12 protein-coding genes are annotated in these 12,312 nt (G+C 69.2%); 3 read left to right on the top strand and 9 right to left on the bottom strand.

All coding sequences use genetic code 11. The annotated features are described in order from the left end of the window. Positions 1-225: 225 nt before the first annotated feature. Both G569_RS0113815 and G569_RS0113810 read right to left on the bottom strand, forming a co-directional pair. Positions 226-663, bottom strand: a complete 438-nt coding sequence (locus G569_RS0113815) for a hypothetical protein (RefSeq protein ID WP_028063840.1) — start codon at positions 661-663, stop codon at positions 226-228. Then, a complete protein-coding gene (locus G569_RS0113810) occupies positions 621-1,100 on the bottom strand; it encodes an RHS repeat domain-containing protein (RefSeq protein ID WP_169542139.1) in 480 nt (159 codons plus the stop codon). The genes G569_RS0113815 and G569_RS0113810 overlap by 43 nt, the downstream gene beginning before the upstream one ends. A gap of 239 nt (positions 1,101-1,339) precedes the next feature. On the opposite strand from G569_RS0113810, the gene G569_RS62535 reads away from it, so the two are divergent. Continuing rightward, complete coding sequence (locus G569_RS62535; RefSeq protein WP_157592020.1) at positions 1,340-1,864, top strand: hypothetical protein; 525 nt, start codon at positions 1,340-1,342, stop codon at positions 1,862-1,864. Between the two features lie 274 nt (positions 1,865-2,138). Here G569_RS62535 and G569_RS0113805 read toward each other — a convergent pair whose 3' ends face one another. Further along, positions 2,139-2,483, bottom strand: a complete 345-nt coding sequence (locus G569_RS0113805) for a hypothetical protein (RefSeq protein ID WP_028063838.1) — start codon at positions 2,481-2,483, stop codon at positions 2,139-2,141. A 191-nt stretch (positions 2,484-2,674) separates the two neighbouring features. Further along, complete coding sequence (locus G569_RS62530; RefSeq protein WP_157592019.1) at positions 2,675-3,343, bottom strand: hypothetical protein; 669 nt, start codon at positions 3,341-3,343, stop codon at positions 2,675-2,677. 469 nt (positions 3,344-3,812) lie between these two features. On the opposite strand from G569_RS62530, the gene G569_RS0113790 reads away from it, so the two are divergent. Beyond that, positions 3,813-4,235 (top strand): hypothetical protein, encoded by a 423-nt coding sequence (locus tag G569_RS0113790; RefSeq protein WP_028063835.1) that lies wholly within the window; start codon positions 3,813-3,815, stop codon positions 4,233-4,235. 412 nt (positions 4,236-4,647) lie between these two features. On the opposite strand, the gene G569_RS0113785 is transcribed toward G569_RS0113790, so the two are convergent. Together G569_RS0113785 and G569_RS0113780 are read right to left on the bottom strand one after the other, a co-directional pair. Continuing rightward, a complete protein-coding gene (locus tag G569_RS0113785) occupies positions 4,648-5,085 on the bottom strand; it encodes an SRPBCC family protein (protein WP_028063834.1) in 438 nt (145 codons plus the stop codon). 84 nt (positions 5,086-5,169) lie between these two features. After that, positions 5,170-5,685, bottom strand: a complete 516-nt coding sequence (locus G569_RS0113780) for a fasciclin domain-containing protein (RefSeq protein ID WP_028063833.1) — start codon at positions 5,683-5,685, stop codon at positions 5,170-5,172. A 179-nt stretch (positions 5,686-5,864) separates the two neighbouring features. On the opposite strand from G569_RS0113780, the gene G569_RS48235 reads away from it, so the two are divergent. Beyond that, positions 5,865-6,740, top strand: a complete 876-nt coding sequence (locus G569_RS48235) for a MerR family transcriptional regulator (RefSeq protein ID WP_053226327.1) — start codon at positions 5,865-5,867, stop codon at positions 6,738-6,740. A gap of 255 nt (positions 6,741-6,995) precedes the next feature. On the opposite strand, the gene G569_RS57900 is transcribed toward G569_RS48235, so the two are convergent. From G569_RS57900 to G569_RS65965, 3 genes are all read right to left on the bottom strand, one after another. After that, the gene (locus G569_RS57900) at positions 6,996-9,110 is read right to left on the bottom strand and encodes a hypothetical protein (RefSeq protein WP_028063832.1); all 2,115 of its coding nucleotides are present in this window, start codon (positions 9,108-9,110) and stop codon (positions 6,996-6,998) included. A gap of 111 nt (positions 9,111-9,221) precedes the next feature. Next, positions 9,222-10,514 (bottom strand): IQM protein middle domain-containing protein, encoded by a 1,293-nt coding sequence (locus G569_RS57895; protein ID WP_157592017.1) that lies wholly within the window; start codon positions 10,512-10,514, stop codon positions 9,222-9,224. A gap of 154 nt (positions 10,515-10,668) precedes the next feature. Continuing rightward, positions 10,669-12,195, bottom strand: a complete 1,527-nt coding sequence (locus G569_RS65965) for an Ig-like domain-containing protein (RefSeq protein ID WP_053226326.1) — start codon at positions 12,193-12,195, stop codon at positions 10,669-10,671. Positions 12,196-12,312: the final 117 nt, after the last annotated feature.

Raw genomic sequence — 12,312 nt, 5'->3', positions numbered from 1 at the left:
ACACCCCCGCCGCCCCCGACAGCCGGCCGAACCCCGGCCCGAACACCGCTGCCCTAAACCGCTCTCCTATTCGGGGATTCACAGGCCAGCCCCGTCGAAAAGAAGCACTTCGCGCGCGAGGTTGCGCATCAGGACGGTGATGAAGGGAAGCAGTCGCGGTCGTAAACCGTGCGCGGCCCCATAGCGGGGCTTCGCCTATAGCAGGGCGCGGTGGGTGTTTGGGAGTCAGTCGTCCTCGCCGCGGCTCGCGCCCACGGGCCAGCGAGCATCCCACGCGGCGACCCGCTCGGGCGGATTGACCTCGAGCACCGACTCGTACTTGGGTGCGAATCCCTCGTCGTGCTCGGCGATGAACACAACGAAGTCTTCGGTTGGGGTGAACACGCCGCTCCAGTCATGGTGCGCGAGTCGCGTAGCGACGGCGTTGAGCACGACGCGCTTGGCGTCGCGCGGGTCGTTGAGTGCGGTTTCGCGCAGGAGGCGCTCGTCGTGCTCCTCCTGCCCCTCGACCTCTAGGAATCCGATTGGCTCGGACTCGGGGTACCACAGCCCGCACGCGATCCCGAACATCCCACCGGTCCGCAGAAGATCCTCGCGATCGCTCTCCGTCAGCACGGTGATCACGGGGTCCAGGCCACCATCGTCGACGTAGATGATCCGCATGCACTGAATCTTCGTGTCCGAATCCAGCTCGACCGAGGCGGGCGCTCTCTCACACAGCGGTCAGCGAGCGACTCGACACCGTGCTCAAACAGGGTCGCGAACGGCTCATCAGGCCGGTCCCAAACGATACGTTCGTGCTCGTCAACGATCCGCAGCGGACCGCTCTCGTCGTACTCGACAGATAGCCGCCCGCCGGTGTTCATGCGGTGTGCGATGAACCCAGCCGAATAGTAGAGCGAGTCCGACTCGTCGATCGCGACAACAAGCCCTGTCTCGTCATACTCATAGGACTCCTTCTCGCCGTCCCCGTATCGCGTGCCGACGATGCGGCCGGCGTCGTCGATCTCCGCCGTTGCGGAGGGCACGTCTTCGGACACCTCGGACGATGGGTGGGCCCACACCCGCTCGAAAAGAAACGGTTCAGGTCGCTCGCTCAACGACGCAATGCTCTCACGCGACCCCGACGGGGGTCGTCATTGTGGAATCTCAGCCTGTCGCTCAAGAACCGAACGAGCAGCGAGCGCCGGACGCGCCAGTCACGCGGGCCTCGTGCGCGTAATTGCCCCCGGACACGCCTCTCGACGAAGTCTCGAGCCCGTCGACAAGCATTACTTCTCTGCAGGCTCGGACCCGGTACCGGCTCGGAGCGTGGAGCACGGCGGCTAACTTCTTGCCGGTGCCAGGACAGCGACATCGACGCAGGAGGGCCCTGGCTGGCGATCTTCTGGAAATTGAAGGCTGGTACTACATCGACGACCACGAGGTCTGCGTCGACTTCGACGTGACCTGGCACCACCCGGAACACGGCATCGGCGGGGTCTATCGCTCGGGCGGATGTGGCTTTGACGCCTCGTGCAGGTTCGGCACCGAGCACCTGGCGTTCCTCGTTGAGTCGACGGTGTACGACGACGCCCGGGTCGACTTCGCACACGACGGAGCGTTCTTTGCCCGCGATCTGCGAATCGCACCCGTACGCGACACCACCGACGCCGAAACATACGCCGCCCTGCGAGCTGGCCCGCCGTATCCGCGCAGGTGCGGGCGGATCTTGCACCCTGCGCGACGCCCGACTCCCGACGTGGACATAGAGCCCGGATGGCGCCAGGTCCTGCCCCCGCTCAGCAACGGAAGCGGCGGAGAGCCAATTCTTGTCATCCGCGACAGCGATCCTCTGCCACCGGGATGGCGCGAGGTCGGTTGATTCGATCTGGCTGTGCCGGCTGCATCGGCGAGCGCGCGCGACTGAAGAACCACGCTCGGCGAGGTTGAGCCGACTACGCGGACCAGCACCGCGCCCGAAGTGACCTCGCTCGACCAGCTCCGAGAATCCGCCCGAGGTTGAAGCTAGGTCGCCGAAGCGGCGGAACCGTCGACAAGCACCACTGCGCCTGCGAGTTCTTCCCGCGCCTGTGAGCGTCGTCCGCCTATGGGGGCTTGAGGAGCACCGACCGTATGTCCCCCGGGCAGCTGGGTCGTCAGAGGAAGACGGCCATCAGTCCTGCGAGGCCGTACGTGGCGGCTGCGATTGCCGCAGCCGGTAGGCCGAGGATGAATCGCTGCCCAGGCCATCTGCCGGCGAAAACCGCTCGAATGGCTGCGACCGAGACGATCAGTTCGGCTGCGATCGCGGCCGTTGCGAACAGGATCACCGCTGCGCCGATCAGGGTCCAAACGAGGTCGGTTGGTGGGCTCTCGAGGAGCACGCTCAAGGCATACGCTGGAAACACCAAGCCGTAGAGACCGGGGCCCACTCCGACCAGACCGGCGACACCGGTGAAGAAGAGCTCTCGCTGCTCGCCCTCCAGCCGGGTCATCTTCACGCGTTCAGGATGTGCGATGTGGCTAGCTTCGTCGACCGGATCATCTGCCGGGACTCGCGCCCAAACGAACGGATCTCGTCGACCCGCAGACGGCCGCCATTAGCTTCGAGGCCGACTTGAAGCGCAGACACGCATACGTCGAATAGGAGCATTTCGGTGCTGAGTCCCCGCTGACTCAGTCCGTAGGGCACCTAGGGCCGCTCAAAGTCCGAGTACACAACGCGTGGCGTGATCGTGTTGATCTCGGAGCCGTTCAAATCCGTCCACGTGAGGCGGTCTGGGACGCTGCGATCAATCGGAAGATCGATGAGGCTCATGAAGATGTTGTCGCGGACCTCGGCCTTCACTGTCCCACCGTTCGAGCGGACGTGGACGGTGGCCACGCCGTCGGGGACGAGGCCGATCACGGCCGTTCGGTTATTGACAGGCCAAGCCATCCACGCTCCCTCGGCGTCGAACCACGCAGTAGTCGTTGGTCCGCCAACTCGAATTGGTTGTCCGTCTAGGCGCGCGAGGCCGATCGTGGTGTCGAATGACGTTCGCCGTGGTCGGTCCCGTCGGGTTTGATCGGCTTCCAGCGCCCGGGCTCGCCGTCGTACGAGTGCGGGCTGGTCGCGCAGCAGGCGAGCGAGCACGCGGCGTCGGATCCGCGTGCAAGTCTCGTATGGGAGGGCGTAGGCCGTGCTGTTGCGCACGGTGGTCGCCACCGTGATCGCCAGCCGTACGCCGTCGCCGTAGTCGACGAGGCGAGTTGCTTGAGCGTAAAGGCGATCGCCGACGAGCGGGAAGAACGGGCTGGTCAGGTTCTTGATCTGCGCTGAGAAGGCGGCTTCCTCGCTGGTCTGCGGACGATTCAGCACGTCGAGACGGTCGGTGAGCCACGCCGGAGGTGCATCCGCTACGTGCTCCAGCGTTGGCCGCGAGGCGCCGCTTCCCGGGCGGCACCCCGGATGACGCTCCTGCGACTCGTTCCATGCCCGGGCGACACGATCCTCAGCGCGACGGTTCGAGCCGCTCGAATCGCTCGCACTCGCGGACCCGCAACCCGCCGACAACACGGCAGCTACGACCAACGCGCACCAACGCCTCACACGGCTGATGTCGGCACCGCGCCGTCGAGGCTTGATCGCCGAGCCCCCGGCTCGACACATGGGCCGCCAGCTTCCGCGAGACCTCGGTGCGCGGGAGCGCCCGGACGACGGACCTGAGCTTGCTGCGTTCGTCGAGGAGCAGCACTCAGGTGCAGTCGGCGTTCTCAGAAGCGGCGACGGTGGGGCGCCGTTGCCCTCAACGGCTATAGGGGCGTCGCGACCGCGGAAGTTCCGCTATATGCTGCTCAACCGCTTGGCCACTACCGACACCTACCGCATTGAGGTCGCCTTCGAGGTGCGTGAGGACGAAGATGACCTCGTCTTTCGCGTATACGTGCTCGACTCGCTCGGCGATCTCGTCGGCGGCTCGCGGAGTTGTTTCGGCGGCGCGACCGCCAAGGCACCCGCGACCCAGCATGTCGGGGGAACGATCGTGTTCCGAGACGGGCAACCGCCAGTCGGTCCGCGACAGACGACCGATGCGGTCGATCGCTACTTGAAGGACATCGACGAGCTCATCACCCGCCGCGGGCTCGACGCTATTCGCCGACGTATGACCGAGGTCTCACCCACACCTGCGATCGCGGATCGCCTCGACACGCTTCCGCGAACGTTTGTCGTGCCGGACGACGCGCGAGACTTCATCCGGCGCCACCTCTGAGGCCATTGACGGAGGTCCCATGGCAGCCGCCTTCGTGGCGGACGCCATCACGCAGAGTGCCCCTATTGTGGAATCTGAAGACTCTCGATTGGATTCCGTGACGCGCCGTTGCTGACGTCGCGTCCCGTGCGACGTCCGGGTTGTGGCTGCCGCGAATTCGACGGTCCCCGGCTTCGACGGGGGTGGATGGCGAGTTGGCGTGGCGGCTGCCGTTGCTCCTATGTCAAGCGCCGTCGCGTCCAAGGCCGCGTTGGCTCCTCTCGGAGTCTCGAGAACCGTCGAAAAGCAGCAGACTGCCGGCGGATCGGGGCTGCGTGGTGCGTCGCGGCCTGCAGGAACCGCTACGGAGGCGACACGAACTGCGCGTCGGGTCGCGCTTGGGGCGCGCCCGTCCCGGCGTGTCCAGCGCTGGCTATGTCGCCGCGAGTGCGGCCCGCAGTCCGGCGGCGGCCCGGTCGCCGACGCGTTTGAAGGCCAGCGCCAGCAACGGGTCGAGTGCGCGCAGCGGGCCTTTCAGTGTCAGTTCGGCCTGATAGGTCACGCGCGTTCCGCCGGCCGGCGTCGCGCCGAAGCGCATCGTGTCCAGCGAGACGACGCTCGCGTTCTCGCCTCGCAGGGTCACGAACTCGTCGGGGCGATGCTCGATGACCTCGTAGGTCAGTTCCGAGCGCCGGCCGAGGAAGTCCGCGACGACGCGGAACCGCGAGCCCGTGCCGACCGGACCATGGTCCAGCCGGTTGGCTTCGTGGACGCCGGGGTCCCACTCTTGCGTCGACGAGAAGTCGCTGAGGTAGGTGAACACCTCGCGGCGTGTGCGCGGGGTCTCGACGGAGGCGCTGTAGCGTGCCATCAGGCGGTTCCTTGATCGTCGCTTGCCGTACGTTGCGTGCTCCGCGCCGCCCGGAGTGGGCGACGCGGAGGCGGTGAGTCGGTGCTAGCGGGGGATCAGCACCTTGTTGATGACGTGGATGACGCCGTTGGACGCAAGGACGTCAGGCGTGGTGACGCGCGCGCCGCCGACGTAGACCTTGCCGCCGCGGACGCGGACGCGGACGCGGTCGCCGTTGAGGGTCTTGATCGACTTGCGCTTGATGACCTTCGACGCGGTCAGCTTGCCCTTCGCCACGTGGTAGAGCAGCACGGCGCGCAGCTTGGCCTTGTCCTTCGCGAGTGCGTCGAGCGTGGCCTGGGGCACCTTGGCGAACGCCGCGTCGGTCGGGGCGAAGACCGTGAACCGGCTGTTACCCGAGAGCGTCTCGACCAGACCCGCCTGGTCCAGCAGCGATGCGAGGGTCTTGAACTGTCCGGCAGCGACCGCGGTTTCGACGATGTTCTTCTCGGTGGCGGGAGCGCCACGGTCCACCTGGACGGCTGCGGAGGCCGGACCGGCCGCGGCGAGCGCAACGGCGGAGGCGGCGGACACGGCGAGGATGCTGCGGAACGAACGCATTGCGGGTCTCCTTGACTGCGGACGGCGTCTATGGCCGGCTGATCGGTGGACGATGTCCTTCGAGCCACGCGGCAACGACTCGTCGCACATCATCTGTACAGTTGTTGTACAGGTGTTGTACGGTAGCCGCACCGGATCGGATCTGTCAAGATCTTGTCTAAGTTCTGTATAACTCTTGCGTGTCCGACGACGGCGTCCTGCGCATTGGCGAGCTGAGCAAACGCTCTGGCGTGAGTCCCGAGCTGTTGCGCGCGTGGGAGCGCCGCTACGGCCTGCTGCTCCCGACCCGCTCGGCGGGCGGCCTGCGCCTGTATTCCCAAGCGGACCTCGATCGCGTCCGCGTCATGCGCGAGCACCTGGACGCCGGGCTGGCCGCCGCGCAGGCGGCCACCCTGGCGATGCGTGCCGGCGCCGCGGAGCCCGCTCCGTCGGCCGCGCTCTCGCCCTCGGCGATGCGCGAGGATCTCGCCGCCGCGCTGGACCACTTCGACGAACCCCGCGCCCAGGCGATCCTCGACCGGGTGCTCGCCGCGGTGACCATCGACACGCTGCTCGGAGAGGTGATCCTGCCCTACCTGCGCGAGCTCGGGGCGCGCTGGGAACGCGGCGAAGCCACGATCGCGCACGAGCACTTCGCCTCCAGCGTCCTGCGCGGCCGGCTGCTCGGCATCGCTCGCGGCTGGGGCCTGGGGATGGGCCCGGTGGCCCTGCTCGCCTGCCTGCCTGGCGAGCAGCACGATCTCGGGCTGATCGCGTTCGGGCTCGCGCTGCGCTCACGTGGCTGGCGGATCGTCTACCTCGGCGCGGACACGCCCGTCGAGACCGTCGAAGAGGTCAGCGGCGAAGTGCGGCCCAGCCTCGTCGTCCTCGCCGCGGTCGCAGGCGGACCCGGCGAGCCGCACCTGCTGCCGCTCCGCAAGCTCGCCCGCCGCTACCGGGTGGCGCTCGCCGGACCGGCAGCCCCAGAGCAAGACGGCATGCTCGCGCTGACCGGCGACCCGATCGCCGAGGCGGCCAGGATCACCACGCTCATCGAGCCGGGCGCGCCGCGCTGACCGCTCGCAAACCGGTCGATCCCACCCCTCATCCACACGGCCCGCGAGCGCCTCCGCGAAAGTGCCCATATTGTGGTGGAATCTCGGCACTCTGCGTCGCTGCTGCTTGCGCGAGATGGACAGCTTCAGTCGCATGCTTGCCGCGCGCCCGGGTCGCGCTCCGCGCAGTGGGCGCTTACAGGCAATACGACGAGGAGCGGACAGCCGGGCGCCGCCACCGGTGCAGTCACACTGCTCGGCCGACGGGACCGATCGTCAACGGCACGGCTGCCATCGGGTCGGCTCGGGTTCCGTGGCGAAGACCCCTGGCGCCGAGATGCTGAGATCGCGGGCCCAGATGAGCTGTCTGCCGTCGATGGCGATCGGTCGCTGCCCGAGCCGGCCTCCGGCCATGTCGAAACTCTCGGTGGGGCCGAGGGCCTGGCATCGCGTGCTCACGGAGGCGCGCTTGAGCGTTGCGCGTTCCTGGCCGCGGTCCGGCGGCTCGAGCCAGTAGATGAACTGGCCGGAAAGCAGGCCGAGCTGGAACCCTTGGCCGTCGTCGGCCGTCCATTCCACGACCGTGTGTGGGCGTCCGTGGAACGAGCTCACGCGCAGGCGCCCGAGGACCTCGTTGCCTTCGAACCAGCTCACACGCTGCCCGCGCAGATCTGCGAGCCCGGATGCGCGAGCGCTGATGCGGAAGCGGCGAGCCCCTTTGCTGATCCACAAGCCGCGTTCGCCGCGCGGACAGCTGCTGGACGCGCGCATGAAAGCGAGCGTTCCGTTCCACATCGCGAAGTCGGCGGTGCTGCAGCCGCGCGCCGTCGGCACGCTCAGCCGTCGGGCCTGTCGCCGGGCGGCGTTCCAGATCCACGGTGTGCAGCCGTCCGCGCGACAGCGCCGGTACGTGACGACCGGTGACCCGTCCGCTGCGCGTCCCAGCCGCGGGGTCAGCGGCTGACGCGATGCCGACGCCGGCAGGTAGCGAACGCCGGAGCCATCGGCTACTCGAACGCGATACCGCTGTGATCGCACGCGTTGGGACCAGGCGACGAGGCCGTCGCCGGCTGCGACGTTGGCCACGCCGCGCCGCTGCTCGACGACCCGGCTCGCCGAAGCCACGAGCAGCCGCAGGACGCCCGAGCCGTCGGCGACCACCGCGTCCTCGCCGAGATCGGCCGTGAAGGAGCCCGGATGGACCGCGACCGGCTGCGCGCCGCTCAACACGCTGCCGGGTGCGCCGAGCGCGCCGGTGTTGCTGATCGGGATGTCGAGCACCTCGCCGGTGCCGCGTGCGGCGACGAGCACGTGCGTTTCCTCGTCCGGCAGCCGCTCGGTCAGTCGCAAGGCCACCGGCTCGCTGGTCGGCCCTCCGGGCAGCGAGACCCGTGACGCGAGTTGTGGCAGTCCGTCGCGGCGCCCGAGGAGCACGCTGACGGTGCCCTCGGTGGCGTCGGCGGCGAGGAGATCCTGCTCGCCGTCACCGTTGAGATCGAACCACCCGTCCGGCCCGTCCGTGAGCAGCGTGCTGGGCGCACCGCCGACGGCGACATCGGTGCGGCGCGCGAACCCGCCGTGCCCGTCGCCGCCGAGGAAACTGATGCTTCCGGAGCCCGCGTTGGCGACGGCTAGGTCATTCCCGTCGAGGTCGTCGAAATGCCCGGCGGCGACGTCGCGGGGCCGCGCGCCGACCGTGATCCGCTGTTGCGGCGCGTAGGTACCGTCGTTGCGCGCCATCAGGATGGATACGTCGTCTGAGCCCTCGTTGGCAACCGCAATATCCGTCAGCTCGTCTGAGCCGGGTCCGACGCCGAGCTCGCCTTCACCTGCGTTGAAGTTGGCGAACAGGAACGCACTGGGGCGCGAGCCCACAGCCACCGATGCCCGCTCGACCAGGCTGCCGTCCTGTTGGGGACCGTAGACGAGCACGGCCTGCGAGGCGCGGTCAAGGACGAACCGCAGCGTGGCGTCGTCGCACTCCTGGAGGCTCTCGGTTCCCACGCCCTGCAGCCCGGGGTGCACGCTCCGGCACGCGATCCCCACCGCGTCCGCGCCCGACGGCAGCGGTGTCGCGTGGGTCACCTCGCCCTCGCCGCTCACGGCGATCCTGACCTCCCAGATCATGGCGGCACCGAGAACCGACAGCGTCGCCGCGCCGCCACTCGTCCACTGCCCCTGCGCGATGGCAACCGGCGTGCCGGGGAGCTTCGTCGCCGGCCCAGACGAAAGCGGCGCGGCCACCGTCACAGCGGCAGGCCGAGCCCTGGACAGCGCACTCGCATCGGCGCGCGCCAGACCGATCACGCTCAGGGTGACCGTTACGGCGCAGAGCAAGCTGACGGCGGTCCAGCGCCGATCACGCCCCAGCTGCAGCATCCCGTCCGGCATGGGGCGACGCTAGCGATTATCGGATCGATGAGTGAACACGAAGTGTCAGAAGCATGCCGCGTGTCGCAGCCCATTGGCGTGGATCAGTACCGAGGCGAGCAACGGGGCGTGTCACTCATCCGCCGTCCGGCCGGGCGGTGGTGGGACCTCTGCCGCCTTCTCGCCGTTGGCGAGGAAGTCGTTGGCGTCGACCCACCTGAGCCCGGCCCCGCCCTCCGCCTTGGAGACGATGTGGCCGACCTTGGCGACGTCGAGTTTGACGCCGTTCGCGGCGAGCAGCGTCACGGCGTGGTGAAGATGGGTGTTGCTGGGTCTGTAATGGCCTGACATCGGGGTGATGCCTTCCAAGATGCCGTCATCGCCGCGCAGTTCCCCGGCGACACTCACAGGGGCGCCGCCCAAGAACGACGAGTGGTGGAACTTGCCTTCCTGCCCGAGACCCGCGAAGAACGCGCCACCCATGCTGACCACGAAGATGCCCCATCCGCTGGCGCCGCTATAGGCCGCCCGGCCACTGGCGGTGTCGAACGTCGTGAGACCGCGGTGCGGGTGCTTTTGGTAGAGACCACCCCCATCGAACCGGAGCCTGTATTGCTCCCGCTCGGCCGGGTCCCGGAGGTAGGTCACCCGCTCCTCGATCTCGGGGCGCGAGTCAAGGAACTCCCAGAACGTCGTGTGCTCGGACTCGAGCTCGGTTCCCGGCTCCGCGGGCTTCGACGCCGACCTCGGGGCCTCGCCTGACACCGCTTTCGACCACTCCTGGAAGTATTCGGCGAGCATCTGACCCGGGCGGTGCAGCGGGTCGATCGCCTCCAGCCAGTAGGCGATCCAGTTCTTCGGGGGGACGGCCCCCTGAGGCAGGGGCGTGTGCTCGTCCCGCATGAATTCGAGCGTCTTCTTCGGAACGTTCGGATACGCCTCCTTCAGCGTCGGTTCGAACCTCCGCCCAGTGGGATTCGCGAACGAACGAGCCGTGCGCCAGTGGCGTTGAGCCCGCACCCTGTGGGGGTCTGTGGCCTCCGGCTCGGTCTGCGCCTCGTGCCGCTCGGCCTCTGCCTCGAGGGCCGGCTCGTCGGAGGCTTCGGCTCGCGGCGGTTGGTCGGTCGGGAGCACATCGCCGTGCGCGGGCTGCGCGGCCTCGACCTGCTGCATCGGGGCCTGCGTCGGTTTGCTCGTCGCGAGACTGGTCCAGAACGCCATTGCCTCCCTGAACCGGGTGCGATGGTCCTCGGGCGCGGGCTCCTCGGCGCGGAGCAGACGGCTGACGGCGGCGTTGCCCGCCGACCGCTGAAGGGCGAGCACGGTCTCTGGGACGACCCTGGCGTGAAGCGGCGGCGGCTCGCGGACCGGCGCCCGCGTGAACTCGGGCGCGGGCTCGTCTTCTGCCCGGCGGATCGGATGCATCGAGGACCTCCCGTGCCCCACACGGCATTCGCGTAGCGTGTCAGGAAATTTGTAAGGTGAGTGATCGGCGACTCGTCGATCGCCGCGCTCCGCGAGAGCTGGCGCGCGACGGCCCGAGGGCGGGCGTTCGTCTCCCGCCCTCGGGTGGTGCCGGTCAGCGGATGGCGATCGTGCGGACCACGTTGGCCGTCTCGGAGCTTGCGACGGCTGTCACGCGACCGGGCAGCCGATGTCGCAGGGCAGAGGGACGGATCCGGACGGTCACCGTGCTCGTGCGCCCGGCCAGGGTCGTAAACGGCTTGGAGCCGAGTGTCAGCGTGCGCTTGCGCACCTTCGCCGTGAGCGTGAGGTTGCCACTGCAGCGCTGGCGCGGCTGGCCCGTGCACGTCAGCTTCACCCGGACCGTCCCGTGGAGGAGCTGCGTCCGCGTCGTGGCGATCCGGATCGCCGCCGGCGTCGCGGCCACGAGTGGACCCGCCGACGGCTGGGCCGGTGGGTTCGGCGCGGGCTGGGCCTGCGGGGCCGGCGTCGGCGTCGGCGTCGGGCGCTCAGCCTCGACCTGGAAGCTCACCTCGCTCGTGCCCCAGTTGTTGGCCCAGTCGCGCTGGCGAACGACGGCGGTGTACGTCCCCGGGCTCAGCGGACGTGGCTGAGCGGACCAGTCACCGGCGGAATTTCGCTTCGCGGTCAGCGCCTGCACGACCTCGGTCCGGGAGCGGATCTCGATGGTGAGGTCTTCGTCGTCGCCCAGCAGCGCGCCCGCCCGCCCGCGCAGCAGCGGCTGCGAAGCCACGGTGTCGCCGTTCGCCGGCGTCGCGATCGACGGCGTGGGCCTGACGTTGTCATGCCAGGTGAGCGTGACCGACGGGTCGGGCGTGGTCGCGACCTGCATCGGCTGGCTCTGCACGCCCGGGCGGACGTAACTGGAACCCCCGCCGCCGCCGCCGGCGGTGACCTTCTTTGCGAGGCTCGAGGCGCCACCGCCACCGCCGCCCCAGTACCCGGCGCCGCCACCGCCGCCACCGGCGTAGCCGACGTTGCCGCCGCCGGCGCCACCCGTTTCGCGCTCGCCCGTGCCGCCGCCGCCTTCCAGGCCCATCCCATACAGGCCGCCATGGGTATCGGTGCCGGGAGAGCCGCCGGTCGTGATGCCATTGAAGGGCTCACCCGCACCGCCGCCGGCGCCGAAGTCCCCGCCTTTGCCCGTGCCGTTGGCGTTGCCGCCCGCGGTGCCACCGCCGCCGGCCGCGACGACCAGCGCGGACGCGCGCCCGGTGCCGAAGCCCTCGCAGCTAGGCGTCAGGCGCTGGCACGCGCGGAACACCGAGGCCCCACCGCCCGCGCCGCCCGGGAACAGGCCCCCGCCGCCCCCGCCGCCACCGACGCCGACCTCGACGTAGTACACCCGCCGCGCGGTGTTGAGGGGCACGGTGCCGGTGACGTCCGCGCCGAAGCCGCCCGGGAGCACCCGAAGGTCGGTACGTGACCCGGGCCGGCCCTGCTCGCCCACGGCGCGGACGTGGAGGCTGGTGACGCCGTCGGGCACCACGAACGTGTGCTCGCCGCGCTGGTCGAACCTCAGCGACACGTCGCCCGCGGCGCTCGCGCCGGCGGGCATCGCGGAGAGCGCGAGGCCGGCGAGGATCGCGGCGGTCGCTGCGGTGGTGGATCGTCTGAACATTGGAGGTGTCCTTCGTGGGGAGGAAGACTTGCTGGAACGCGGTGATCATCTGCGGACGGCGTCCCACGGGCCTCCTGGGAAACCCTGAGGTTCGACCCTGAACATTTGGGCTGCGGG

The sequence above is a fragment of the Solirubrobacter soli DSM 22325 genome, from assembly GCF_000423665.1.
Taxonomy (GTDB): domain Bacteria; phylum Actinomycetota; class Thermoleophilia; order Solirubrobacterales; family Solirubrobacteraceae; genus Solirubrobacter; species Solirubrobacter soli.
The sequence above is the reverse complement of the archived record's forward strand: the minus strand, read 5'-3'. Positions and strand labels throughout refer to the sequence as shown.